We start from the raw sequence: 25,569 nt of genomic DNA on the forward strand, positions 1-25,569 counted from the left end.
TCGCAGCCTCCGGCAGCTCCTACGGGATGTGTTTACACCCGCAATTGCGGCGATATCCTTGGCCCATGTAGGAGCTGCCGAAGGCTGCGATCTTTTGACTTTTCTTGTTAGAAGCTCATATCAACCTTGGTCCAGAGCGTGCGCCCCGGTTCGTTGATGGCTTGCGGATCATTGGCCGGGAACCCGAAACCAGCGTTGCCCGCCAGGTTCAAATGCTCGGCGTACGCCTTGCCGAACAAATTGTCGACGCCGCTGCTGACCTTCCAGTTCTTGTTGATCCGGTACGCGCCGTTGAGCGAGAACACGCCAAAACCCGAGCTCGTGTCGAAGTCTTTGCCGACCACGTTGCCCTTGTTCTGGTCGATGCGGTTCTGCGCCGCCACCACCCGCCACAAGGCGCCGGCGCTCCAGTTGTCTTCGCTGTAGGTCAGGCCGAAACGGGCATCCAGCGGTGGCATCTGCGGCAGGGCACTGCCGTCGCTGCTGTTCTTGCCCCAGGCGTAGGCCAGGGTCGCGTCGGCTTTCCAGTTGGCCGTCAGCTTGTAGGCGGCCCCGATTTCGCCGCCCATGATGCGCGCGTCGATGTTCTCGGCTTGCGAGGTCATGCCCATCATCCCCGGCGTGTAGTTGAACAGGATGTAGTCGCGCACTTGCCCGACGTAACCCGAGGCCCAGGCTTCAAGGTCTTCGGTCTTGTATTGCAGGCCGAAGTCGAACTGGGTGGTTTTCTCCGGCTTGATCGAGTCGAAGGCGTTCACCGAACCGGCGGGGCCGGACTTGGGCGAAAACAGCTCCCAGTAATCCGGGAAGCGCTGGGCGTGACCGAGACCGGCATACAGCGTGGTCGGGCTGTCGGCCAGGTCATGCTCGTAACGGACGAAACCGCTGGGCAGTGTGTCGGCGCGGGTGTCGTCGGCCGTCGGGTTGGGACGGGCCATCATTCCGGAGCCGATGGTCTGCCGATAATCCTTGGCCGACGCGCGATCCAGTCGTGCCCCGGTGACCAACCGATCACGGTCGGCGGCGTACCAGGTCAGTTCGCTGAATACGCCGTAATTATGAAAGTCGGCGTCCTTGTTGCGCGGTACATCCTTGTAGGCGTCGACGCCCATCGCACTGCGTTGACGATGTTCGTTGGTTTGCGCATCCACGCCGCTGATCAGCTGCACATCGGCCCAGCGCCAGGTGGCTTTGATCCGCGCGCCGAGGGTCCGGCGGTCGACGTTGGAAGCCATGGGGCCGGCCATCATCCCGGTGCCGGACGGCGTGCGCAGGGTGTAGTTGTCCATCACATGGTCGGCGTAGTTGTAGTAGACCTGCGCCTCGACCTTATCCAGCACCTCACCGATGTTTGACTGTTCGAAGCGCAGGCCGAGGCTTTCGCGCAAGAACTGCGAACCGTCCATGCCGCGCCCGGCGTAACGAGCTTCACCATCGCCCTTGCCGGCGGTCAGTTCCAGCAGCGTGTCGGCGCTCGGGGTCCAGCCGACAGCGATGTCGCCGTTCCACTTGTCATAGCGCGAGGGCACGGTGTCGTTGTTGCCGTCCTTGTAGTCGTCGGAATGCGCGGTGTTGCCGATCACGCGCACGTAGCCCAGCGGCCCGCCGGCAGCGGCGTCCACCACTTTGTCGAAGCGCCCGTTGGAACCGGCCAGCACGCTGGCGTTCACCCGGGTGCCGAGTTCGCCAAAGCTTTCCGGCGCGCGGTCGAACAGCACGGTGCCGGCCGATGCGCCGGGGCCCCAGAGCACGGTTTGCGGGCCTTTGATCACGGTGAGTTTGTCGTAGGTTTCCGGCGAAATGTACGAGGTTGGCGCGTCCATCCGGCCGGGGCAGGCGCCGAGCATCATGCTGCCGTTGGTAAGGATATTCAGGCGCGAACCGAACATGCCGCGCAGCACCGGATCGCCGTTGGTGCCGCCGTTGCGCACCAGCGCGAAGCCGGGGATGGTCTTCAGATAATCGCCACCGTCGCTGGCCGGCACCGGTTGGCGCGGGTCCTTGGGGTTGGTGACGATGGTCAGCGGCGAACTCGGCGCGATGGCGGTAATCACCGTCGGGCTCAGTTCTTCGGAGTGCCCGGCGTGTTCATCGGCCTGCACCATCGGTGCCAGCAGCAAGCCACAAAGAACGGCCGTGGCGTGCCTTAAGCGAACGTGAGATTCGTTCAAGGTAAAAGAAGCCTGGGCAGCGCCCAAGCGTGTGTCAGCAGAAAATCTTGGCATGACAATGTCCATCGAACAGTCGTAAACGACACGGCCGGCAGCCTGCAAATCTCTGTGGGAGCAAGTTCCTGTGGCGAGGGGGCTCGCCCCCGTTGGGCCGCAAAGCGGGCCCAAAACCTGCGATCGCCGTGTATCAGGTACACGGCGTGCAACGTTTTACGACTGCTACGCGGCCGAACGAGGGCAAGCCCCTTCACCACCCAGCTCGCTCCCACAGGTTGCTATGGCCATGTTGCGGGCCGCGTGAGATCGGAGGTGAGTGTTTACGCGACGATGGGTGGGGCGCGGGTGCGGGCGCCGGGGAAGAAGGTTTGCCGGGCGTGGCCCAGGCGGGTAGCGGGAGTGCTGAAAGTGGTTGTCTGTGGACTGTTGAAGGCGGCGAAGAACTGACCGCCAGTCAGCGCCGGGCAATTGAACAGCAGGCTGCAATAGCCACATTTTTCCCAGAGTGCGTGATGGTCGGCTTTGGGCGGGCAGTGCTCGGCGGCGGGTTGCGCGCCATGCTCCATGGCGGGCATGTCCATCGACATGCTCATGGACATTGAGGCGCGTTGATCCATCGGCATCGACTGAGAAATCAGCGGGCCGATAAAGATCATCACCATGGCGAACAGGCTGATCCAGCTGCCGCGCGTCAGGCTCATTGGCTGACGGCGGTGCACGGATGACCTGTTGCCAAGCGGGCGCATGGGCGTTTTCAACGTGGGCGATTACTGAGCGTGCATATGCTCTTGCATGCCATCAGGCGCCTTTTTCTGCACCGCGACCTCGACCGTCACATCGCCGGATTTTTCGAAGTGCATCGTCACCGGGAAGCGCTTGCCGTCGCTCAGCAGCCCGCGGTCTTTCAGCTCCAGCAGCATCACGTGATACGCCATCGGTGCGAAGTTGACCTTGCCGCCAGCCGGAATCTCGATGCTGGGCACTTGCTGCATTTTCATCAGGTCGTTTTGCTTCACGTGCTCGTGCAATTCGGCCTTTCCCGAAATTGGCGAGTCAACGCTCAGCAGTCGGTCGGCGGTTTTGCCGTTGTTGTGAATCACGAAATACGCCGCGACGGTGGGCGCGTTGGGCGGCAATTCTTGCGACCACGGATGGGCGATCGCAAGTTCGCCAGCCTTGTATTCGTGAGCGTTGGCAAAACAGGCAGGCAGCAGCAATACAGCCAGAACGATGAGCTTGTTCAACATGGCAGTTCTCCAGAACGATTCAAAACGCAGGTCAATTGCGAGAAGGAATCACACCAGAGGGGACGCGCGGGGGTTGAGGTTTGGCCATTGCTGGCGCGGTGCAGGGGTGTCGAGTGTGGCAGGCAGCAGGCTTCGATTGGCCTCGAAACGCGCAAAATACAGCTGCGGCGCATGCCCCGGCAACGCCACCAAAGGCGCAGAGCCCGAGCAGCACCAGCAATGCTGCATGTTGGAATGATCGTCGCTCTGCGGGGCTTTCTGCTCGATATCACCCAGGGAAATCGCCACCAACCTGGTGCCGTTGGAAGAGCAGAAACTGCCCCACATCAATTGCTCTGCAGGTGATTTCGCCGTCTGCGCCATCGCTCCGGACATCGGCATGGCGAGCATGTTGAACAGCACTGCAAAGCAGGCGATCCAGGCAAATGCTAGCCGTTGTCGGGACATGAGGGCAGATCCGGTTGAGTGGGCGATCAGGCGCGGCTATTTAGCCTGATCAGGGGCGATAAGTAAAAAGGCCGCGTGCGGTGTGGTGTCGCAGCAGACTTTCAAACGAGTGTAGCGGTATCGTTTGGAAATGCCGGATGAGTTGCGGCTAGCCTACAACCCTGTGGCGAGGGGGCTTGCCCCCGTTGGGCCCGCGCAGCGGCCCCAAAACCTGCAACCTGATTTTATCAGCCTGAACCGTGTCTACCTGTTTGCGACTGCTTCGCAGCCGAACGGGGGCAAGCCCCCTCGCCACACAATGATTTATTCGTCCGCTAGATTGCGCTTCGCCAGTGCAGCCAAGACCTCATCCACCGCCCAAAACTCCCGCTCAACCCCCGGCAACACCGGCCGCTTCAACACCAGCACCGGCATTCCACGTTCCCGTGCCACTTCCAGCTTCGGCTCGGTGGCGGCGCTGCCGCTGTTTTTGCTGATCATCACGTCGATCTGCCGATGCTCGAACAGCTCGCGTTCATCCTCGATCAGAAACGGCCCACGCGCGCCGATCACTTCGCAGCGCTCATTGCCGGGATAAACGTCCAGCGCACGCAACGTCCAGAATTGCTCCGGCGGGATTTCATGGAGGTGCTGCAGCGGTTCGCGGCCGAGGGTGAACAGCGGTCGGCGGAAGGGTTTGAGTGCTTCGATCAGTTCGGCCCAGTCGCTGACTTCGCGCCAGTCATCTCCGGCTTGTGGTTGCCAGGCCGGACGCCGCAGAGCCCAGCATGCGATGCCGCTCAACTTCGCGGCAGTCGCGGCGTTCTGACTGATTTGCGCTGCGTAGGGATGGGTTGCATCCAGTAGCAGGTCGATGCCTTCAGCCCGAATAAATTGCGCCAGACCTTCAGCGCCGCCATAGCCGCCAACCCGAACATGGCAGTTCAGGTCCGTCGGCACGCGACCGATACCGGCCAGGCTATAGATGTGTTCCGGGCCCAGCGTCCGGGCAATGGCCAGGGCCTCAGTGACGCCGCCGAGCAACAACACGCGCTTCATTGGAAAACTCCCGCATGGCCGACAATCCCGCCCTGGCGATCGATGGCGAACACTTCGACCTGAACCTGCGCCGGCACCACGCTGCGGGCAAAGTCCAGCGCGTGCTGACACACCGCGTCGCCGAGGGCGATCCCGGCGGCGCTGGCCATGGCCAATGCCTGTTGACTGGTATTGGCTTGGCGGATCGCCTGTTGCAACGCCTCATCGGCGCCGACCGCCGCCGCCCATTCGGCCAGTTGTGGCAGGTCGATGCTTGAATGCCGACTGTGCAAATCCATGTGCCCGGCCGCCAGTTTGCTGATCTTGCCGAAGCCGCCGCACAGGCTGAGTTTATCCACAGGCACTTTGCGCAAGTGCTTGAGCACCGCGCCGACAAAGTCGCCCATTTCGATCAGGGCGATTTCCGGCAAGTCATAGACTCGGCGCATGGTGTCTTCACTGGCGTTGCCGGTGCACGCGGCGATGTGCAGGTAACCGTTGGTTTTGGCGACGTCGATGCCTTGGTGGATCGAGGCGATGTAGGCCGCGCAAGAGAACGGCCGGACGATGCCGCTGGTGCCGAGGATCGACAGGCCGCCGAGAATCCCCAGGCGCGGGTTCATCGTTTTCAGTGCCAGGGCTTCGCCGTCCTCGACGTTCACCGTGACTTCGAAGCCGCCCTGATAATCCAGCTCTTCGGCCAGCCGCATCAGGTGCTCGCTGATCATCTTGCGCGGTACCGGATTGATCGCCGGTTCGCCGACGTTCAGCACCAGCCCGGGCCGTGTGACGGTGCCCACCCCACGACCGGCGCTGAAGCGAATGCCCGGCTCACTGTGCAAGCGCACCTGGGAAAAGAGCAGGGCGCCGTGGGTCACGTCCGGGTCGTCGCCGGCGTCCTTGATCGTTCCGGCTTCGGCGCCGGCGTCCGTCAGCCGACAGAATTCCAGGCGCATCTGCACCCGTTTGCCTTTGGGCAGAATGATCTCGACGGCGTCTGCTTCCGCGCCACTGAGCAGCAGGCGCGCCGCCGCGAGGCTGGTGGCGGTGGCGCAGCTGCCGGTGGTCAGGCCGCTGCGCAGCGGGGCGGGTTGTTCGGCGGTTTCGTCACGCATCGAGGGGCTTCGTCACGTCCAGCAAGGTAATCGGCAGCGCCTGACGCCAGGTATCGAACTCGCCCAGCGGTTGCGCCTGGGCGACATGAATGCGGGTCAATTCACCGCCATGCCGTTCACGCCAGGCCATCAAGGTCACTTCACTTTGCAGGGTGACGGCGTTGGCCACCAGTCGACCGCCGGGTTTGAGTTGCGCCCAGCAAGTATCGAGTACGCCTTCGCGGGTGACGCCGCCACCGATGAAAATCGCGTCCGGGCGTTCCAGCCCATCCAGGGCTTGGGGGGCGCTGCCGCGAATCAATTGCAGACCGGGGACGCCCAAGGCATCGCGGTTGTGCTCGATCAACAGTTGCCGGCCTTCATCCGCTTCGATGGCCAGTGCTCGGCAGCTCGGATGAGCGCGCATCCACTCGATGCCGATCGAACCGCTGCCGGCGCCGACGTCCCACAGCAGTTCGCCGGGAATCGGGGCCAGGCGCGCGAGGGTAATGGCGCGCACATCGCGTTTGGTCAGTTGGCCGTCATGCTTGAAGGCAGCGTCTGGCAACCCGGCGAGTCGGGACAGGCGCGGCGTGTTCGGTTCGGCGATGCATTCGATGGCGATCAGGTTCAGATCGACGGTTGCCGGCTCACTCCAGTCGTTGGCAACACCCTCGATGCGTCGTTCGGCTTCGCCGCCCAGATGTTCCAGCACGGTGAGGCGACTCGGTCCGAAACCACGTTCGCACAGCAATGCCGCGATGGCTGCCGGAGTCTGGCCGTCGTTGCTCAACACCAGCAAGCGCACCCCACTGAACAGATGGGCGTTGAGTGCGGCGATGGGGCGGGCGACCACCGACAGTGTCACCACATCCTGCAATGGCCAGCCCAGGCGAGCGGCCGCCAGTGACACGGAGGACGGGGCGGGCAAAATCAGCATTTCTGCACCGGGCAGGTGCCGCGCCAGGCTGGCGCCGACGCCAAAAAACATCGGGTCGCCGCTGGCCAGTACACAAACCGGCTCGCCACGCAGCGCCAGCAATGGTTCAAGGGAAAACGGACTGGGCCATAACTGGCGTTCGCCGCGAATGCACACGGGCAGCAAGTCCAGTTGGCGCTGGCCGCCGATGATCCGCGAGGCGTTCATCAGGGCGCGCCGGGCATTCTTGCCCAGGCCCTTGAAGCCGTCTTCACCGATTCCCACAACCGTTAGCCAGGGTGTCATGCCGTTCCTTAAATCCAGGGTGATCTTCAGGGGCGGCATCATAACGCGGCAGCCGGTATCTGACGCGGGTCGGTTGTCGGAGAATGGTTGACCGATAGCGGAAACTAAATGTGGTGCAAAAGCGCTTTTCTCAGGGGGCGTTTTTGCTAGTTTGGACTCAACTTAAATCGGAGTTAATGGACGCTCTGATTTAACAACGAAGCATTTATTGATTAATGAGTTGCCAGGTTGGCAGGAAGAGATATGGATATCAATTCAGATAACACCCGTCGTCATGCAATCGCCGTGAACAATATGTTATTCACAGGCATTGAGAACCAGACAGCCGCCGATAACAATTTTGTAAAGAATTGCGCGCTACTCGCGCAGATCAAGGCGGATGAACGTTACAACAGCAGTACCCAGCCAGGTGAATGGTTCGATCACTTTGCCGGCATTCTCTGGTCATTTGGCTGGAGCCTTGAGGAACAGCCCGTCGTTCTGGTCCAGCGCGAATTTTCCGGAAGCGTGCAACAGGCATGGCGAAAGTTGGCGGCGCCGTTGCTCACTCGTTCCCAACTGGCACAAGTTGAAGCAGGACTTGCAGCGCTGGAAAACGATGCAGCAATCCTGAAAAATTTTACGGCCCTGAGTGGCAAGACGTTCAACTCGCATATTTTGCCGATCAGTTATAACGCCAGCGGCGAGTTGGTCGTAGTGCTCAGTCATATCCGGTTTATCAAGATGGTCCTCAACACCACGTTCCTGTTTTGGCAGATCCATCAGCCGATGTCGCAACTGGATATTCGCGCCAGAAAACTGGTGATCAAGCGCCGAACAATGGAGGCTCATCGAGCGGGCGTTGAGCAGGCGCTTCGCCAGATCCCTTTCACGCTCGAAGAATACGAACTCTGAACAGCGCCAGGCTGGGTGATTTGTAGCCATGGCGGATTCCGACCGGCAGGCATTTTCATGCGCTTGGGCAAAGCAGGCATAATGGCGACCTTTCGCCCATCACAGCGCTGCCAGCCAGCCGGTCACCCCTTTGAACGAACGCCCGATGTCCACCGCTTTACGCCCCTCGGCCTGCCCGGGGTTGCTGCGTATCGTCCAGGCACTGGATGGCGGTATCTGTCGGATCAAATTGAACGGCGGCTCGATCAGCGCTGCCCAGGCTGAAGCGGTGGCCGACGCGGCCGAGCGGTTTGCCGGGGGCGTGATCGAGGCGACTAACCGCGCCAACTTGCAGATTCGCGGGATCGGCGGCGAACAGATGGCACTGATCGATTGCCTGCTCGCCGCTGGATTGGGGCCGCGTACCGCTGCTGGCGACGATGTGCGCAACCTGATGCTCAGCCCGGCCGCCGGGATTGATCGGCATATGCTGTTCGACACGCGCCCGCTGGCTGAACAGATGCTCGCCACCTTGCAAAGCCACGAACGCTTTCACCAGCTCAGCGCCAAGTTTGCCGTGCAACTCGACGGCGGCGAGGCGCTGGCGATGCTCGAACACCCCCATGATCTGTGGTTGTCTGCTGCTGAGCGAGACGGCGAACGGTTGCTGGCATTCGGTCTGGCGGGTTGCCCCACGGACACGCCCGCCGGTTCAGTGTCACTTGAGCAAGGACACGCGTTGGTCGTTGCAGTGCTGGAGTTGTTTCTCGATTTGGCGCGGCCCGATCAAACACGGATGCGTCATGTACTGGCCGAAATCCCGGCCGCGGAATTTCTCGCTCGCCTGGCCGAGCGTGTTCCCTTGACACCGATCACCGATTGGCGGCGTTCATCGAGCCCGGACGCTCTGCACATCGGCGTTCATCCGCAGGCCGGAACCGACTATGTCTATATCGGTGCCGTACCTGCGTTGGGGCGGCTCGATCCCGCCGTGCTCAGAGGCGCGGCGCAGCTGGCGCGCGAGTTCGGCGGCGGGAGCCTGCGCTTCACCCCGTGGCAGAGTCTGTTACTGCCCGATATTCAACAGAAGCAAGCGCTCGAAGTGATTCGGCGCCTGGAGCAATTGGGCCTGTTGTGTGAACCCGATCAGCCCTTGTCACGATTGATCGCCTGCACCGGCTCCGCTGGTTGTGGCAAAGGCCTGGCCGATACCAAGGGCGACGCCTTGCAATTGGCTGCGCTGTTGCAACGCCATGATCAAACGGTGCATGTGTCCGGTTGCCAGCGTTCATGCGCCGCCGCTCATGGGGTGCCGGTCACGTTACTGGCCGTCGCACCCGGTCGCTACAACCTCTATTTTCGCGATGCGGGACAGTCCGGTTTCGGCACCCTGCACGCATGCAATCTTACTATTGAAGCGGTCGGCGCCTTGCTCGACGCCCGCCCATGGAGTTCCCTTGATGCTTGATTACATCCGCGACGGTCAGGAGATTTATCGCAACTCCTTCGCGATCATTCGTGCCGAGGCCAACCTTGCGCGTATTCCGGCCGATCTGGAAAAACTCGCGGTCCGTGTGATCCACGCCTGCGGCATGGTCGACGCTATCGACGGGCTGCAATTTTCCGAAGGCGCGGGCAAGGCTGGGCGTGATGCGCTGGCCGCCGGTGCGCCGATTCTGTGCGACGCGCGGATGGTTTCCGAAGGCGTGACCCGCACGCGTTTGCCTGCGAACAACGAAGTCATCTGCACCCTGCGCGATGAAAGCGTGCCAGAGCTTGCCCGCGAGCTGGGTAACACCCGCTCCGCCGCCGCGCTGGAGCTATGGCGCCCGCACCTGGAAGGCAGCGTGGTGGTGATCGGCAATGCGCCGACCGCGCTGTTTTATCTGTTGGAAATGCTCGACGCCGGCGCACCGAAACCGGCGCTGATCCTTGGCTTCCCGGTGGGCTTCGTCGGCGCCGCCGAATCCAAGGCAGCACTCGCCGCCGATAGCCGTGGCGTGCCCTTCGTCATCATGCAAGGCCGGCTGGGCGGCAGCGCCATGGCCGCCGCCGCCGTCAATGCCCTCGCCACGGAGATCGAATGATGCAGCAACCTGGACGTTTGATCGGCCTGGGCGTCGGCCCCGGTGATCCGGAACTGATTACCGTCAAAGCCTTGCGCTTGCTGCGCGAATCGCCGGTGGTGGCGTACTTCGTCGCCAAGGGCAAAAAGGGCAACGCCTTCGGCATCATCGAAGCCCATCTGCAGGACGCGCAAACCCTGCTGCCGCTGATCTATCCGGTGACCACCGAAGCGTTGCCGGCACCGCTGTCGTATGAACAAGTGATCAGCGATTTCTATGATACCGCTGGCGAACAACTCGCCGCGCATCTGGACGCGGGTCGTGACGTGGCGGTGATCTGCGAAGGCGATCCGTTCTTCTATGGCTCCTACATGTACCTGCATGATCGCCTGGCCGAACGTTATGAAGCCGAAGTCGTGCCGGGCGTCTGCTCGATGCTCGGCGGCGCGTCGGTACTCGGTGCGCCGCTGGTGTATCGAAATCAGAGCCTGTCGGTATTATCGGGGGTGTTGCCTCACGAAGACCTCAAGCGGCGCCTGGCCGATGCCGATGCCGCAGTGATCATGAAACTGGGGCGTAACTTTCCCAAAGTCCGTCAGGTGCTCGAAGAGCTTGGTCTGGCGCAGCGCGCGCTGTACGTCGAGCGCGCGACCATGGCCAATCAGAAGATCGTGCCGCTGGATCAGGTCGAGCCGATGTCCTCGCCGTATTTCTCACTGATCATCGTTCCCGGTGAAAGGTGGCAAGGCTGATGACTCATTCCGCTCCGGCGATTGTCATTCTCGGCAACGGCAGCCTCGCCACCGCGCGCAAAATTGCGCAGCTATACCCCGGCGCATTGATCCACGGACTGGCCGAACGGGTCGAAGGCGCGGACCGTGTGTATCACGAGTTCGGCGCGACCTTGCGCGAGCTTTATCAACAGGACACGCCGATCATCGCGCTGTGCGCCGCCGGAATCGTGATCCGCACCCTGGCGCCGTTGCTGCTGGAGAAGGGCGCCGAGCCGCCGGTGCTGGCCGTGGCCGAAGACGGCAGCGCCGTGGTGCCGCTGCTGGGTGGCCTGGGTGGGGTGAATGGCATGGCGCGCGAGATTGCCGCTGGCCTCGACGTTGCGGCGGCGATTACCACCAGCGGTGAGCTGCGTTTCGGCACCTGCCTGCTCAATCCACCCGACGGGTATGCTTTGGGCGATCTGGAGCTGGGCAAGCGCTTTGTCTCGGACTTGCTGGCGGGCGAACACGTGCGCATCGAAGGCGCTGCGCCCTGGTTGGCGCAAGCACAGTTACCTCAAGATGCCGAGGCGCATTTGTCGATCCATGTCGGCAGCGCCGAACGGGCGCCGACAGCCAATGAACTGTTGATCTACCCGCGCAGTGTGTTGTTGGCGGTGAGCGCCGGGGTAGCGGATTTGCCGCAGACGATTCGCGCGGCACTGCGTCAGGCGCAAGTTGCCGCGCAATCGCTGGCGTGTTTGCTGGCGCCCGCCACGGAAATGGCCAGCCCGACGCTGCGCGAAGCGGCGCTTGAACTGGGTGTGCCGCTGCGTTTTTCCTCCCCTGCCGGCGCTGCCAGCGAGATGGCTCGCAGGGCTCTTCCCGGCGCGACGATTATCCCGATCGACGGGCATCTGGCGCTGGCAATCGCCGAACAGCCTCTGAACGTTTCGCAGATCGGCCAGCCACGCGGTCGACTGGCGGTGATCGGCCTGGGCCCCGGCGCTGCCGAATTGATGGTGCCGGCGGTGAAGGCTGAATTGGCCAGAGCCACTGATGTGCTCGGTTACGAAACCTATGTGCGCATGGCCGGCCCGTTTCGTCCGGATCAAGTGCTGCATTGCACCGATAACCGCGAAGAGATGCAGCGTGCCCGTCACGCCTTCGAGCTGGCCGCCCAGGGGCGATCAGTGATTGTGGTCTCGTCTGGCGACCCTGGCGTGTTCGCCATGGCCGCCGCCGTGCTCGAAGCCTTGCACGAGTCGAGTGATCCGGCCTGGCACAGCGTCGAGCTGGAGATCTTGCCGGGGGTTTCCGCTTCGCTGGCGACGGCCGCTCAGGCCGGTGCGCCGTTGGGGCATGACTTCTGCGTGATGTCACTGTCGGACAACCTCAAGCCGTGGTCGATCATCGAAAAGCGTCTTGACCTGGCTGCCGAAGCCGATCTGGCGCTGGCCTTCTACAACCCGATCTCCCGCTCGCGGCCATGGCAACTGGGCCGTGCGCTGGAGATCGTCGCACAGCACCGTCGCCCTAAAACCCCGGTGGTTCTGGGGCGTGATATCGGTCGCCCCGGCCAGACGCTGCGGGTCATCACACTCGGCGCGCTCACGCCCGAGCAAGTGGACATGCGCACCATGGTGCTGATCGGCTCGTCCACCACTTGTGTGTTCCCCCGCGCCGAAGGCGGTGACTGGGTGTATACACCGCGCTGGTATGGCAACAAACCCCTCTGCTGAAATCTGGCGGCCCGCCCGGGCCGCCTTCATCACCTCAATCCGGTGACTTCCTTCGATTGTTTCGCCATTTGTGCATGTAAGCCTGTTCGGTTGTTTGCGTGGGATTGTATTACCTGCTATCAGGAATTTTTATTCTGCTTTGTAGGAAGTTCTACTTTGACGCCAGGATTTTTCAGGGTGTGACGGATCATTATTCAGGCAGTTGTTATAAGGAATGGCCTTTAAGGGGTTCTGACTTGTGTGTCATAAATGAATGAATAAAAGTGCGCCGGTCTGTAACACGGAGTGTGGTGTTTGTTTGGTAATTAATTGAATTCCTTGTTGGTTGAGTTGCATCGGGCGGGGCGTTATTTTAAAACTATTGCTGAGCATCGTCCAGGAACACTTGGTGATTGTCGATCCGGACAGCGGGCACAGTGTGATTTTTCGCGAAGTGTATGCAACGGATGTCAACTTGCGCGGCGATGCCTGGCTCGGGTTCGAAGGGCATCGAACTTATGCAGTTTCGACACTGGTGCGGACGTTGGTTGACCGACAAATAAGTCAGAACAGCGCAACGCTGAAAGAACTGCTGAGCGTAGCGAGTACTGAGTTGGATACCAGCTTGGTGGATTAATCAGAAAAAATTAACCGCAATTTAAAAAGAAGCGATGTGGCGAGCGCCCTCAAACAATCGAAGTTGCTCGAGGCGGGCGCTAGTGCCTGAGTTTCAAGAAATAATCTTAATAGGGACATTATGAGTCAATTAATGCACTTACCCCTTGTTGGACAAGGGTTTGTCAATGCCATTGGTTTATCCGGATTCTCCGGTGATCTTGCTGAGTTTGCGGGAAGTGAGGAACATTCTGCGCTCCAGCGGTATTACAAGGCCGCAAGCGAAAGTGAACAGTTGTCTGAACAATGGGTGCCAGCCAAGTTATTTGAGGAAGCGCTTGTTGCCCTGATCCTTAAAAAAAACGGGCCGATTACCGATACACTTCGCAACGCCAGCGTCGCCACTAAAGCTTACGTGGGCAGGATCGAAAAAACGGTCGCACTGCTTGCCAAAACCCACCCGCCGGTGCCGAAAAACATGCACTTTGTGTGGGTGGGCGGTGCTCTGTTCGGGGATCACCAGCGCGACTATTTCAATATCTGGAAGCAAGTGCTGAGCAAAGACGGACATACCTTCAACCTTTGGTATGACCCTCAAGCACTGATGGCTTTTGATACCAACCGGATCATTACCCAGGCCGCCAAAGCGCACGCCATGGAGTCAGGCGGGACAGAGTTGAGCAGTGCCATCAAACTGGGCGATTTGATCGAGAAGCGCGTAGTGGTGCTACGCCAACAAATGTTTGAGCACATCACGATGGCGCAACAACAGGGCATCAATGCTGACGATGCCCGTATCGATTTGTTGGTGAAGGCTTACGGACAAGACCGGACGGCGCTTGAAGCGGCGAAAGCCCGATACCTTGAGAGCCACCTGGCAATGGCGGGCGAACGGGTTCGAGTGCGCGATGCACGTGCGGCATTTGGTTCGCATTTTCTATGGGACGTCTACGAGCGTGAAGTGTCTTTTCGCGGGAACCTGGCCGCGGCATCCGATGTGGTGCGATTGCAGGCGATAAGTCTGGAGGCGGGTACTTACAGCGATCTTGACTATTTGCCGCCACTCGTCGATCAGTTGGGTGAAGTAAACATCAAGGCATTCAGCTTCGAACAAAAACTGGGTGTGTTGCAGTTATTGCTGGATAAAAATCCGACGTTGATGCCGGGTCGTGACAAAAGCAGGTACAAAAGTTACGCACATTATTTACCTCCTGAACATCTAGAGGCTCTGACCCGATTTGCCGAAAGCAATCCTGAGGTCGCTGATGTTTTCGCCGCGACGAAAGGGCTCACCGTTCCAGAAAGTGCTGTCCGCCTAGGGGCACCTGTAGGCTCGGAAATGAACGCATTTATCATGGCCCATCCTGAGTCAGGAATGGTTGATTCGATCATGAGGCGAATTCGGAGTAATTACGACATTCTGACCAAGGTTGAGCAGGAACTAATAGCATCCGGAAAACAATGGGATCGTAATGCGGTAATTGATATCGGAGGCAAAATTGTTGGCGCGAATAATGACCGGTTTACCAGTTCGGCATTGGATCGCTTGGCTTATGTCTCCGCTCTAGCGGACTACCATCGCGACGGTATAGACCCACTGGCGCGAAGCACCATCTCAATGACCGGTCCCGGCGCCGCTATTTGGGGGATTGAGGATTTTATGGATGCCCACTGCATTGCGCAAAAAGGCGTCGAGGTAAGGGAAAGGCTTCGACTTGTAGAAATCGGGTACAACCGGGCGACTGAAGAAGAGTTGATCAGTGGCTGGGTGGAAAATGTTAAAGAGCCTGAACAGTGGTTGGAAAAAGAACAGCAAAACTGGCGCGACGGTAAATACAAGGCCCGATACACCGGCAATCTTGCGGAGTTGCTGAAGGCGCAGACCCTGACCTTCAAACAAGGCTGGCCGGTGATCGAAGGCAAACCCGTGTTACTGACATCGGTGCTGCAACAGCTGCTTGATGATCTGGGCGAACCCTTCATGCGCGCGATGAATGACAAGTTGAGCGGCGACATCACGTTCAACGATCGCATTGCCCTCGATTTTGAGACGCGACAGCAAATTCTGGCGCAACCTATCAGCCAACTTCCTGAATCAATAGGCGCCGAGTCGCTTGGCAATGTGAACGAGGCATTGTCGCGTATCGCTGGTGGCAGGTTGCCTGCGGAGCAGTTGAGTCCGTTGCACCGTGTCGTGTTTGGCGGCCTGTTCGGTGCCCCCACTCTGGATCAGGAGGGGTTCGCACCTGCCTGGAAGGAGACGGTCGCCCTCGCCGAAAGCACTCAGGATCGCGGGCTTTTCGCACGTTACGAATTGATCGAGCAGACTCTGTTCAATCGGCGACCGGCGATGTTCGAAGCAGGTCGCAATGCTTCATCCTTGTCTGGGCAGGTGCCGGAAACATCGCAGATACTGAAGGCCCAGGCCCTTGCCGAACCGATGAGCGTGCGGCAGTGGGGGGAGCACGTCCACAGGATCGAAACGGCCGCCAGGAAAGAATACCGGGCGTCGATTCTGCAGAGAGGGCATCTGGTCCGTGAACGGTTTTTCCAGGCCGGGGCCGACACCGTCAAACAGTTGCCACAGGATCTGCTCGTACGCGGCAGCGGTGATCCGGGCCGGCGTTGTTATCCGCTGGCGCTGTTCATGGCCGCAGCGCTTGACAGTGGCAGCACGGCAGAGCGGGCCTTGATCGGTAAACTGGCCATTGCCAACCTTACGCCTGACGCCGCTGAAACCCATGCGTTGCTTCATGTTCTGGATGAGTTGCGTGGCATTCCCATGTCGCAGTTCGGCGAAAAAACCGCGGCTGTGGATTTGAGCGCGGCCATGCGGGCGCTGGAAGCGAAAACCTCCACCGGCAGCTTGATGCTCAACACAGGCAATCATTCGATGCTGGTAAGCAAGGTCATGGAACAGGGTGAGACATCCTATCGATTTTATGACCCCAATTTCGGCCTGTATGCCTTCAGGCGGGCAGAGGATTTGCAGCAAGGCATCAGCAACTTTTTTCAGGATGAAGTGATTGCCAGGCTCTATGGCCTCGGAGAGAAGGCGAACTCGACGTTCGATGTGATCGATCTCAATGGTTCGAGCATTGCCGAAAAATCTTTGCCTTCACGGGTGACCGTCGGCGATCTGCTGAGGCGCGAGCAGATCGCCGGTGGACGGTCAATCGAGCCTTGGCAGCATCACGCGGCATTACGTGCCCGTTCATTGTCGGAAAACGCCCGGCTGGGCGATGGCCTGGCTCGGCTGGACGCCCAGGGTTGGGCGCGGCAGATCGAAAGCGCGACCCTTCGCTTGCAGGCAGAACATCAGTTGAGTCATGACTTTGTGCCGGTCTTCGAGTCATTGAAGACCGATGCGACAGGCAGGCGTGAAATTACCCTGGTCAATGCCACGGACTCCAGTCAAACCCGCAGAGTCGTGACCGATGACCTGCGTCTGGACACCATCAAGTCTCATCTGACGGACGTATACCAGGCACTGTCGGTCAAAGCGCCCCGCCCTGGTGCCATTGATCCGACCGATGCGGGGGGCGTCCATACACTCAACGCCGGATTTGCCATTCAAGCCCTGTTGTTCGCTCTGAAGGATCGGGAATCCTCTGAAGGTGAGACGACGGCATTGACGTCTGCGGTGCGTTTGCATGGCTACCTGTCCTATGCACAACTGACCCATGGCCTCGTGGTGGATGTTGTGGAACTGATCAATCTGGTGCGTATCGCGTTTACCGACAGCCTGTTGGTCGCCAAAACCACCTCGTCGGTGGTGATCAATGCCTTGGGGCATGTAGCCAATGAGGGGGTGGGCAATATTCTTCAACTGGCTGCGGTCGGATTCGATATTTACTTGCTGGCCAATGCCGAGAATGAAGCTCAGATTGCCCAGTTCGCAACCCAACTTGCATTCGACTCCGCAGGCCTGGTGGCGGGGCTTGGCGGCCTTGGTGCATCCGTGGTCGGTGCCGGCACCGCGGCTGCGTTTCTGGGAGGGGCAAGTGTCATTCTGGGAGGGCTGGCGGTCGGCATCGGCGCGTTGGTCGAAGGTTTCAGCGGAATACTGGAACGGGCCCGTCAGGTCGGCAAGTATCTGAACCTGATTGAGCAGGGTTACCGCAGCGGCGGTTATTCGCGGATTGACGATGCGCTGAGTATCAGCCCCTATGTCGTGGTCACGCATCTGGACCTTGAGGCACGGCTGCTGCGTTATGGCGGTGTGTTGAATATTTACGCGGCCATTCCCCATTCGTTGCATCCGCCGCAGGGCAATCCGGATCGGTCATTGTCGATCAGCATCCGTGAGTCGCTCGGATATGCCTACGAAAGCGCGATTCCCGATGCCGAAGACTTTGATGCCGTTGTGCTCCCGTGCATGCCGCATTGCTACTTCGGGTTCGACTATAAGGCATTGCCGTTTTCGACCACCCGCCGGGAGGATTTTGAAACGGCGTTGAAACTCGAGAATGACAGTGAAGGGAAGCGCCAGTTCTGGTTCAGTTTTTACAGGTTCCCGACCGAATATATCCTGTATCAACTGACACCCAATTACTCGCAGACGTTGATCAACGTCGTGCTGGATCGCAGAAACCGCTCTCTCCACGTGCCGAAATTGCCAAGAGAGCTGCACAATTACTTGTCCTACGAAATTCTGGGGTGGGGTGGGCAGTGCACGGTGGTACTGACCGAGGGGGTTCGGGCGATCACGCTTTTAACGACCTCGGATGCGCCGTCGATGGCCTGGGCATTGGGTGCAACCTGGTTGAGCGAGGGAGATGTAAAAATTGAAGGGGCCAGTGTGCAGTTGGGCACGATCCGGGTCCATGTCCCAGACAAATCGCCTTTGCTTGTGCAACTGGACAAGCAGTCATATCAGGTGGACTGGGAGCGGGGGAGTCTGCTGATCTCCGAACTTTCAATCGGCTCTGTCGATGACGTTCGCGCTGTGCAGGCGTCCATCCGCGAGCTAGCGCTTTCCAAGCGCCTGGCCGGTCGCTACACGACTGTCCGAAACTTTCCTGTTCCCTACAGCAACCCCCTGGAACCGGTTTACACAACGGCCCAATACGACGGCAACGAAGACCGTTTTCTGTTTGTCCGTGGCCTGAGTCCGGCTTATCAGAAAACCGCCTGTCTGGGCGCTATGGTCGACAAGTACGCGTACTACTATGTCCCCGACGAAGTTCTGATCTGGCGCACGGAGGTGACCACCGGAAAGGTCAATCGTATCTACCGATTGATGGATCCGTTACCGGGCTCAAGGATTTCAGCCTTCCAGGAACTGGAAGGAGGGTTGATACGGGTCGTTCAGAACGTTGTGCTGCGAAACGGTGGGGACATGAAGATGACTTACCTGCTCGGTGCAAATGACCTCTCGCTGTTTTCTGTCATCGGCCCATTGACCGAGGGCCAGAAGGCGTTGTTACAACGCAGGAACACGGTCTCCCTTCCGTATTTTTTCTGGGATTACGAATTGATGGTACGCGACGAGAAACTCATGCCTTTCGAGGCGGTGAGTGTCGTGGACTATCGATACGCGCCGCTGACTTCGATCACCTATTGGCATGATGATTCTCGCAATCGCGTCAGTCTCTGGCTGCGAAGGGATGACGGGCTGGTGATTCGGCCGAACCTGCAAGCGGATTCAGGCACTCTGATTTTGCTTAATACCCAGGATGCCGACGGCGATACGTTCCTGTTTTATGATCAGCGCCATCGCAGTATCTACCGACAGCGAGTGACGATGCGGGATGACGAACCATCCGCGCCTGCTGTGAAGATTCTGCCTCATGAGGTGGTCGAGGTGTATTTCCAGGCGCAGCGCCATATTGCGCTCACTCAGGACGGCATGCTGTTTCAGCTGAACAGAACTGATGAATCGCAGCTGGTCGCGTTGAACGAGGACTGGCTGGCTCGAGCCGAGGCGGTGGGTGGCGATTTCGAATGGCACAAGAGCGTTCTGGGGTTTGCCCAAGAGTTGGCCGTCGATGGTTTTGAAGTATTGGGTGTGCGCAATGTCCCCGGCAACGCGTTCCTGCGTGTCTGGTGCCTGGAGCAGCGCTTGTTGATAGCCGACATGAGGCCGAATCAATCCTTACAGTTATTGGCACAGACCCCGGACAAAACGGCTGCATGGCTATGGGATTCGTCCTCGGGACAGGTCTATCGTCAGCCATTCATGGAGCCCGACGCATTTGCGGCAGCCTTCGCCAATGGCACGCGCCTGTTACATCGAGATCGGTTGCCGGCAATGCAGCGGGTGGCTGCGCAATGGGCTTTTACCCGGATTGTACCCGAAGGCACGCGATTGCGTGGCTTGACCCGAGAGCATGTCTGGATCGAGTTATCTGAAGATGATGCACCTCGTATCGTCGGTGTAGAGAGTGACTTCTTCCTGGGTCTTGGTACCCGGCAGGCGCGGGAAAACAAGCTGCTTCAGTTGATTGCCGGCCGATTATGCGCGCCCGTTTTGACCGCAGGCAGATTCGATAATCTCTATGCCTGGTATGACACCGCTGGCGAGCGCTTGTACTACTCGACTATAGAGAGCAACGGGCATTGGCCCGCTTTTCTGGGCGTGCGCAATGGCGAAATAGCGCTGTTGTACAACACCGTGACCCGTCAGGTGTTCAGTAACAGAAACGGGGCATGGCTGGTGCCGGACCATGATGTCTGGATGCATGCCGACACGGTGAGTCGAGCGGCCCAGGTGATGACGATCCAGACCCAGGACAACATCGAGGACTTGCTGATGTTGATTCCGGACGGTGTCACCACCCTGGTGCTGGGGCTCAAAGGCCCGATGACATGCCAAATCTCGCAAGCCGCCTGGTTACGGCTTGACTGCCTGATTATCGACTTCCATTTGCCCACGCCTCGACAGCGCCAATTGCTCCTGCAACTGCCGCCTATGGATCATTGGCGGATCACGTTGGCCGAGGGGCATCTGTTGCTGACCGATCCGGATGACGGGCGCAGCCTGATTTTCCGAAATATCGAATCCGCCGGAGCGCAATCACGGAACATGTTTGAACTGCTGGTCAATGTTTCCGGCGATCAGCTGTTCGTTACCCTTGATGAGCTGATGGTGGACTTGAAGGAGGGTATGAGTCTTGATCTGCTGGAACTGCTGGTCGTCGAGGCGTAGACCCGGCAACAGGTAATCTGCCTCCGGGTGTATCAAGCGAGGCTGCGATTTTCGCAGCCTTTTTCAGGGGGGCGTGACGCCGGGTACCAGATAACCCTTCACCCCGGTGAAAATGATTTGCGCCGCCAATGCGCAGACAAACAAGCCCATCAACCGGCTGACAATCTGCAGGCCCTGATCGCCAAGAATGCGTTCAATCCGGCTCGACAGATAAAGCACCACGCCAACCGTGAAACTGGCCAAGGCGATACTCATGATGGCGGTGAGCTTGTCATCCCAGTGCGGCTGGCTCACCCCCATCACCAGCAGAGCACCGATGGTGCCCGGGCCGACGGTCAGCGGAATGGTCAGCGGGACGATGGTCACATCCTGCTGCACATTGTCGGTCTGCACCGCAGATTTACCCTGGGCCATGCCCAGTGCCGAGATGAATAACACACTGCCGGCACCGATGCGGAACGCGTCCACGGTGATGCCGAAAACATTGAAAATCACCCGCCCGAACAGGTACAGCAAAACGCTGGATACCAACGTGGCGACGGCCACCTTCCAGGCCAGGCGTCGCTGTTCTTTGCGCGAGTAACCGCGGGTCAGGCTGATGAAGCAGGACAACACGAAGAACGGGCTGTAGAGCACCAGCATCTTCAAGTAAACGCTGAATAATACGTGGAGCATGATTTCGGCTCGCGGCGGCAGATGGGCAGAGCGGAGTCTATCAGTCGGTTTAATGTTTGGGGGGATGATGTGTGAAAGGGGGGCTGAAGGTAAGTTGTGGGTGAGGAAGTTGTTAGTTGTAGAGTGTTGATATTAATACGTTACATGTTCTTGTTTGTTGTTTTTTCTTTCTTTGGTTATTGTTGTTTTGCGGGTTCAAGAGGAGCCTGTTTTAATTGATAAGGGAATAAGTTGTGAATATTAATAATGTCGAAGATTTCTCTATAGCCGAATGTATTCATCGTTTGAATACTTATGAAGTGGACGGCGCTGAAGTTATCCGTCCTCGCAGTTTTTCGGTGCCGGTTGTCGATGAGCCCGGTAAAGGTTCCATCGTCGGTGAGGGCATCTTGTCCTTTACCGGTAACCTGAGTGAGCAAAATCGGGAAGATGTTCAGCATGCCTTCCTGTTCGCGACGCTGGTCGCAAATAAAAAGTTTCCGCATGAGTATCAGGGCAAGGAGTGGTATTACCAGTTCCTGGAAGTCATGACCCATGCAGGCTGGCTGCCGACCAGCAAGTACTACAACGATTTGAACATCAGCGGTAATACCGTACGGATGGATCAATTGGTGCTGGAGATCCTTGGCAGTGTCGTAGCCGGGCTTGCCGTGCCTGGCTCGGCCTCGGTCCTGATGCTGAAGGTGGCGGGCGATGCAATCACCGCATTGAAAAAGCGTGAAACCGCATTGACCCTGTATGAGCGCAATATGCTGGAGCACGGTGTGGGTGGTATGGCGGCCGGCACCTGCACCGAAGTCAATGGTGAAGTCACCATGGCATTGGGTACCGTTCGCTTCATCCGCAAGAACACCGCAACGCAAGTGCTGTTCATGGATTGGGATTCCCGCGACGTAAAACTGTACCGCGGTGATTCTGTCTTCAGGAAAGTGCCTTCCATTGTCGAGCAGACCCGCGACACGATTCGTACAAAACTTGGCTTGAATGCAAAAACCAAGATCGAAGACTACGAGATCTGATCGAATGTTTTAAAAGGGCGGCGGCTTCTCGGTCGCCCTTTTTCATTGAGGGTTTGCTATGGCTCAGTCATATGGTTTGTTGACGGTGGGTAACGCCGTTGTTGCTTTGTCGGATGTCGAAAAAATATCGGCTTATGAGGATGTCGTACATTCAAGTCTGCTGGCGCAATTGGTTGCCAACAAAAAAATCGAGAGCATGAAAGTTCAAGACTGGTATGACACCTATGTGGCGGTGCTGGATGATTTCTGGATCCGCAATTTGAAGTTTCGCCAGGACTTTTCTCTCAACGGGCTGAAGGCGTCCACAGCGCTTGAGTGGATCTGGGCTGCAATGGCAAACAGCGGTAGTGAAGATCATGCGCTTGGCGGCTTTTTAGCGTATGCGGCGCGATTGCCGTGTTATGTCCCTGCCATCCAGATATGGCCTGAGCAGTGTTGTGAAGATGAGATGCAAGCACCTCGTTCACCGCTCAAGGTTGTGCGCCTGCTGGCAATTGTGGGACAAAGCCCGACCTCGATCAGCAGCATTTATCTCGAATTCAAAACCCGGCAGGCGTTGGCCCTGAATCCGTGGTCGCAGCATTTTGAGGCCGATGAAGTAGAAGGTCAGGTGTGCGTGCGATACGCACGGGCGAATCTGTCCGAAACCCTCTACGCGTTATCCCGTGAGGCGATTACCCACAAGCTCAGGGATCGATTGGCGGACAACGTGGCGCTGCTGGTTGAGAAGGCCGATATGGGGGCGTGATACGTCGGCATCAGAGCGTCGAAGCCGTACGATTCTGCTGATCACGTTGGGCAACCCAATGCTCGATCAGGTCGCGCAGTTGCGACAGTTCCACCGGTTTGGCCATGTGCCCGTCCATGCCCGCCTGGCGCGCGCGCTCTTTGTGTTCAGCGAGGATATGTGCGGTCAACGCCACCACGGGGGTGCGAATCCGCTGGTTGCCGACTTCCCAGGCACGCAGTTGCTGGGTGGCGGAGAAACCGTCGAGGATTGGCATTTCACAGTCCATCAGCACCAGGTCGTAGCGCTGGGCTTTCATCGCCACCAGGGCTTCTTCGCCATTGCTGGCGGTGTCCGGTTGCAGATTGAGCTTGCCCAGCATGCCGCGTATGACCTTGGTCGAGATGGTGTTGTCTTCGGCCACCAGAATGCGGAAATCGCTGGGCACCTTGACCGGAAGTGTCGGGCCGGTGGGCAACTGCTGCGAAACGGAGAGGCCTTTGTTGCGTTGGTTCAGCTCGTCCGCCAGCGTGGTCTTGAGTGTATAGCCCGCCACCGGTTTAGCGAGAATTCGCTTGATCCCGCAGTTGCGCGCGATGATTTTGCTCGGGGCGTTGCTGATGCCGGTGAGCATGATGAGCAGAATGTCATGGTTCAGGCTCGGGTCTTCCTTGATCTTGGCCGCGAGCTGCATGCCGGTCATGCCAGGCATGTTCTGGTCCAGCAGGACCACGTCAAAGTAGTCGCGCAGATGTGCCTTGGTGCGCAGCAGCGCCAGGGCCTCCTTGCCGGACGGCACGGCACTGACATTCAGGCCCCAGGCGCTGCACTGCTGCACCAGCACCTTGCGACAGGTGTCGTTATCGTCCACCACCAGTACGCGTGCACCTTGCAGCGGACCGTCCAGGTCTGAGGTCGGATGTTCGAGACGGTCTGGGTCCAATGGCAGGGTCAGCCACAAAGTGCTGCCCTGGTTGGCGCCGCTCTTGATGCCGAACTCGCCCTGCATCAAGCGGATCAGCTGACGGGCGATGACCAACCCGAGATTACCCCCCAGGCTGGTGGCCGAGAGGAAGTGTTTGCTGTGCAGTTCGGCATGCATCAATGCGTCGCGCTCTTGCGCCTCCATGGGCTGGCCGCTGTCTTGCACAGCGATGCGCAGTCGCGGTTTGGCACTGCGTTCGTCCAGGGCGACAACGATCAGGATCTCGCCTTCATCGGTTTTCTTCAGGGCGTTTTCCAGCAGGCTCAGCAGGGTCTGACGCAGGCGCGTCGGATCTCCGCTGATGACGCGGGGTACCTGCGGCTGGATAAAGCTGATCAATTCGACGTTTTGCTGTTCGGCTTTGGCGCGGAAGATGCTCAGGCAATCTTCGATCAGTGCGTTGAGGTCGAACTGCACGTCGTCCAGTTCGATCTGTCCGGACTCGAGTTTGGAGATGTCGAGAATTTCGTTGATCAGTGTCAGCAGCTCGTTGCCGGCGCTATGGATGGTCTGCACGTAGTCACGTTGCTTGACCGACAGCGGTGTGCCCAGTAGCAATTCGGTCATGCCCAGCACCCCATTCATCGGGGTGCGGATCTCGTGGCTGATCTTCGCCAGAAATTCGGCTTTGGCGTTGATTTCGGCGTTGCTGGCGGCCAGGTCGCGACTGACGCTGAAACGGTCTTCGGTGATGCTGCGCTGTCGCTCACCCAAGGCAATACTCATCAACAGGCCACTGATACAGATAAACACCAGCAGAATAATGATCAGGTTTTGTGGAGCGACCAGGGTCAGCCCCTGGAGGGCCGGCAGGATAATCAATGTGCCGAGGTTGAACACCACCATGGCCGCCACGAACAGGCGCGCCGGGCGATAACCTTTTTGCCAGTGATGGGCGCTGACGAACAGCATGCTCAGACCGGCCAGGGCAACCAGCCCATACGTGATCAGGTTCAGCGGCAGTGTGTTGACGAACAACAACAGCAGGCCACAGACCATGATGAACAGGATGTCCCCCAGCAGCAGCCTGTTTAACGGGTGAGGGCCGAGCGGGGCGAAGAAGCGGTAGGCGAACATCAGGCCGCAAGGCGCGGTCATCAGCAAGGCGAGGTAGGCCCCGGGTGTTTGTACGACGGACCAGTTCGGTAACCATGGTCGGGCCAGGTTCAGCAGCAACACCAGACTGAGCATCAGCAGCCCTTCGCACGCTGCCAGCCAGAGGCTGCTGCGCGAACGGGTGTAGATGTAACGGGTCAGGTTGTGCAGGATCAACATCCCGAGGCAGCCGAAGAGCAAGCCGTAGATCAGCGTCTGGTACTGAGTGGCCGCGGTCATGACCGCCGATTGCAGGGTGATGTAAGGCCGAAACTGGTGTTCGGAGACCAGCCGCAGGTACACGTCGAGGGTTTTGTCACTTTGCGGCAGCGGCAACATGAAGTCGCTGCTGGGAAGGGGAGGCTTGACCTGGAACTGCGTGGTACCGGTATTCAATTGATCGATCAGCTGATCGCCGTCGAGCACATACAGATTGAGATGGGCGACGTCAGGTGCGAACACTCTGAGCAACTGTTCATGCTTGCCGGGGGCGAGCTTGAAACGCAGCCACAGGGCGCCATCGGGCGCGGTCGCGGTGAGGCGATCGAGTTCGGTGGGGCTGAATTGATTGGTGTAGCGGCTGGAGCGGATATCGCTCAGTTGCAGATCGCCCTGTTCGTCAAGCAATACCGCCCATCCACTGCCTTGCGTGGCCTGGGCCGGGAGCATGCAGAGCAAGGTCAGCAGAGTGACGGTCAAGCCTATGGCGATCCTGAGCCAGCGCACGGCGAA

The 25,569-nt window shown here is 59.0% G+C and carries 18 protein-coding genes; 9 read left to right on the forward strand and 9 right to left on the reverse strand.

Annotation, left to right across the window (positions count from 1 at the left end; genetic code table 11):
* Positions 1–107 precede the first annotated feature (107 nt).
* The 7 genes from BZL43_RS20965 to cbiE form a co-directional block, all read right to left on the reverse strand.
* Complete coding sequence (locus tag BZL43_RS20965) at positions 108–2,225, reverse strand: TonB-dependent copper receptor (RefSeq protein ID WP_095634142.1); 2,118 nt, start codon at positions 2,223–2,225, stop codon at positions 108–110.
* Positions 2,226–2,488: 263 nt separating this feature from the next.
* Positions 2,489–2,914: a DUF2946 domain-containing protein gene (locus tag BZL43_RS20975; RefSeq protein ID WP_095634068.1), complete on the reverse strand. Its 426-nt coding sequence runs from the start codon at positions 2,912–2,914 to the stop codon at positions 2,489–2,491.
* Between the two features lie 21 nt (positions 2,915–2,935).
* On the reverse strand, positions 2,936–3,415 hold the full coding sequence (locus BZL43_RS20980) for a copper chaperone PCu(A)C (protein WP_095634069.1): 480 nt from the start codon (positions 3,413–3,415) through the stop codon (positions 2,936–2,938).
* A 48-nt stretch (positions 3,416–3,463) separates the two neighbouring features.
* Entirely contained in the window at positions 3,464–3,862 is a 399-nt protein-coding gene (locus BZL43_RS20985) for a DUF2946 domain-containing protein (RefSeq protein ID WP_095634070.1), read from the reverse strand.
* Positions 3,863–4,165: 303 nt separating this feature from the next.
* On the reverse strand, positions 4,166–4,900 hold the full coding sequence (locus tag BZL43_RS20990; protein ID WP_095634071.1) for a cobalt-precorrin-6A reductase: 735 nt from the start codon (positions 4,898–4,900) through the stop codon (positions 4,166–4,168).
* Positions 4,897–5,994 (reverse strand): cobalt-precorrin-5B (C(1))-methyltransferase, encoded by a 1,098-nt coding sequence (locus BZL43_RS20995; RefSeq protein ID WP_095634072.1) that lies wholly within the window; start codon positions 5,992–5,994, stop codon positions 4,897–4,899. The genes BZL43_RS20990 and BZL43_RS20995 overlap by 4 nt, the downstream gene beginning before the upstream one ends.
* A complete protein-coding gene (gene cbiE, locus BZL43_RS21000) occupies positions 5,987–7,198 on the reverse strand; it encodes a precorrin-6y C5,15-methyltransferase (decarboxylating) subunit CbiE (RefSeq protein WP_095634073.1) in 1,212 nt (403 codons plus the stop codon). The genes BZL43_RS20995 and cbiE overlap by 8 nt, the downstream gene beginning before the upstream one ends.
* A gap of 243 nt (positions 7,199–7,441) precedes the next feature.
* Here cbiE and BZL43_RS21005 point away from each other — a divergent pair, with 243 nt between their 5' ends.
* From BZL43_RS21005 to BZL43_RS21035, 7 genes are all read left to right on the forward strand, one after another.
* A complete protein-coding gene (locus BZL43_RS21005) occupies positions 7,442–8,092 on the forward strand; it encodes a hypothetical protein (protein ID WP_095634074.1) in 651 nt (216 codons plus the stop codon).
* 145 nt (positions 8,093–8,237) lie between these two features.
* Positions 8,238–9,539, forward strand: coding sequence for a precorrin-3B synthase (gene cobG, locus BZL43_RS21010; RefSeq protein ID WP_095634075.1), 1,302 nt, complete (start codon positions 8,238–8,240; stop codon positions 9,537–9,539).
* Positions 9,532–10,158: a precorrin-8X methylmutase gene (locus BZL43_RS21015; RefSeq protein WP_095634076.1), complete on the forward strand. Its 627-nt coding sequence runs from the start codon at positions 9,532–9,534 to the stop codon at positions 10,156–10,158. Before cobG ends, BZL43_RS21015 begins: the two co-directional genes overlap by 8 nt.
* Positions 10,158–10,889 carry a precorrin-2 C(20)-methyltransferase gene (locus tag BZL43_RS21020; RefSeq protein WP_095634077.1) on the forward strand — a complete coding sequence of 244 codons (732 nt, stop codon included), beginning with the start codon at positions 10,158–10,160 and terminating at the stop codon, positions 10,887–10,889. Before BZL43_RS21015 ends, BZL43_RS21020 begins: the two co-directional genes overlap by 1 nt.
* Positions 10,889–12,592 (forward strand): precorrin-3B C(17)-methyltransferase, encoded by a 1,704-nt coding sequence (gene cobJ / locus BZL43_RS21025; RefSeq protein ID WP_095634078.1) that lies wholly within the window; start codon positions 10,889–10,891, stop codon positions 12,590–12,592. The genes BZL43_RS21020 and cobJ overlap by 1 nt, the downstream gene beginning before the upstream one ends.
* Before the next feature lie 388 nt (positions 12,593–12,980).
* The gene (locus BZL43_RS21030) at positions 12,981–13,208 is read left to right on the forward strand and encodes a hypothetical protein (RefSeq protein ID WP_095634079.1); all 228 of its coding nucleotides are present in this window, start codon (positions 12,981–12,983) and stop codon (positions 13,206–13,208) included.
* Between the two features lie 132 nt (positions 13,209–13,340).
* A complete protein-coding gene (locus BZL43_RS21035) occupies positions 13,341–20,336 on the forward strand; it encodes a TcdA/TcdB pore-forming domain-containing protein (RefSeq protein ID WP_256582890.1) in 6,996 nt (2,331 codons plus the stop codon).
* Positions 20,337–20,399: 63 nt separating this feature from the next.
* On the opposite strand, the gene BZL43_RS21040 is transcribed toward BZL43_RS21035, so the two are convergent.
* Entirely contained in the window at positions 20,400–21,011 is a 612-nt protein-coding gene (locus BZL43_RS21040) for a MarC family protein (RefSeq protein WP_095634081.1), read from the reverse strand.
* 233 nt (positions 21,012–21,244) lie between these two features.
* Between BZL43_RS21040 and BZL43_RS21045 the strand changes: the two genes are divergently transcribed.
* A complete protein-coding gene (locus BZL43_RS21045) occupies positions 21,245–22,030 on the forward strand; it encodes a hypothetical protein (RefSeq protein ID WP_095634082.1) in 786 nt (261 codons plus the stop codon).
* A 58-nt stretch (positions 22,031–22,088) separates the two neighbouring features.
* The gene (locus BZL43_RS21050) at positions 22,089–22,778 is read left to right on the forward strand and encodes a hypothetical protein (RefSeq protein WP_095634083.1); all 690 of its coding nucleotides are present in this window, start codon (positions 22,089–22,091) and stop codon (positions 22,776–22,778) included.
* 10 nt (positions 22,779–22,788) lie between these two features.
* Here BZL43_RS21050 and BZL43_RS21055 read toward each other — a convergent pair whose 3' ends face one another.
* Complete coding sequence (locus BZL43_RS21055; RefSeq protein ID WP_095634084.1) at positions 22,789–25,563, reverse strand: hybrid sensor histidine kinase/response regulator; 2,775 nt, start codon at positions 25,561–25,563, stop codon at positions 22,789–22,791.
* Between the last annotated feature and the right edge of the window lie 6 nt (positions 25,564–25,569).

The organism is Pseudomonas sp. PICF141 (genome assembly GCF_002286815.1).
Classification (GTDB): Bacteria; Pseudomonadota; Gammaproteobacteria; order Pseudomonadales; family Pseudomonadaceae; genus Aquipseudomonas.

Bases quoted from the DNA above. Each gene is read 5' to 3' on its own strand.
- BZL43_RS20965 (WP_095634142.1), bottom strand. From the start codon at position 2,225: ATGCCAAGATTTTCTGCTGACACACGCTTGGGCGCTGCCCAGGCTTCT.
- BZL43_RS20975 (WP_095634068.1), bottom strand. From the start codon at position 2,914: ATGCGCCCGCTTGGCAACAGGTCATCCGTGCACCGCCGTCAGCCAATG.
- BZL43_RS20980 (WP_095634069.1), bottom strand. From the start codon at position 3,415: ATGTTGAACAAGCTCATCGTTCTGGCTGTATTGCTGCTGCCTGCCTGT.
- BZL43_RS20985 (WP_095634070.1), bottom strand. From the start codon at position 3,862: ATGTCCCGACAACGGCTAGCATTTGCCTGGATCGCCTGCTTTGCAGTG.
- BZL43_RS20990 (WP_095634071.1), bottom strand. From the start codon at position 4,900: ATGAAGCGCGTGTTGTTGCTCGGCGGCGTCACTGAGGCCCTGGCCATT.
- BZL43_RS20995 (WP_095634072.1), bottom strand. From the start codon at position 5,994: ATGCGTGACGAAACCGCCGAACAACCCGCCCCGCTGCGCAGCGGCCTG.
- cbiE (WP_095634073.1), bottom strand. From the start codon at position 7,198: ATGACACCCTGGCTAACGGTTGTGGGAATCGGTGAAGACGGCTTCAAG.
- BZL43_RS21005 (WP_095634074.1), top strand. From the start codon at position 7,442: ATGGATATCAATTCAGATAACACCCGTCGTCATGCAATCGCCGTGAAC.
- cobG (WP_095634075.1), top strand. From the start codon at position 8,238: ATGTCCACCGCTTTACGCCCCTCGGCCTGCCCGGGGTTGCTGCGTATC.
- BZL43_RS21015 (WP_095634076.1), top strand. From the start codon at position 9,532: ATGCTTGATTACATCCGCGACGGTCAGGAGATTTATCGCAACTCCTTC.
- BZL43_RS21020 (WP_095634077.1), top strand. From the start codon at position 10,158: ATGCAGCAACCTGGACGTTTGATCGGCCTGGGCGTCGGCCCCGGTGAT.
- cobJ (WP_095634078.1), top strand. From the start codon at position 10,889: ATGACTCATTCCGCTCCGGCGATTGTCATTCTCGGCAACGGCAGCCTC.
- BZL43_RS21035 (WP_256582890.1), top strand. From the start codon at position 13,341: ATGCACTTACCCCTTGTTGGACAAGGGTTTGTCAATGCCATTGGTTTA.
- BZL43_RS21040 (WP_095634081.1), bottom strand. From the start codon at position 21,011: ATGCTCCACGTATTATTCAGCGTTTACTTGAAGATGCTGGTGCTCTAC.
- BZL43_RS21050 (WP_095634083.1), top strand. From the start codon at position 22,089: ATGGCTCAGTCATATGGTTTGTTGACGGTGGGTAACGCCGTTGTTGCT.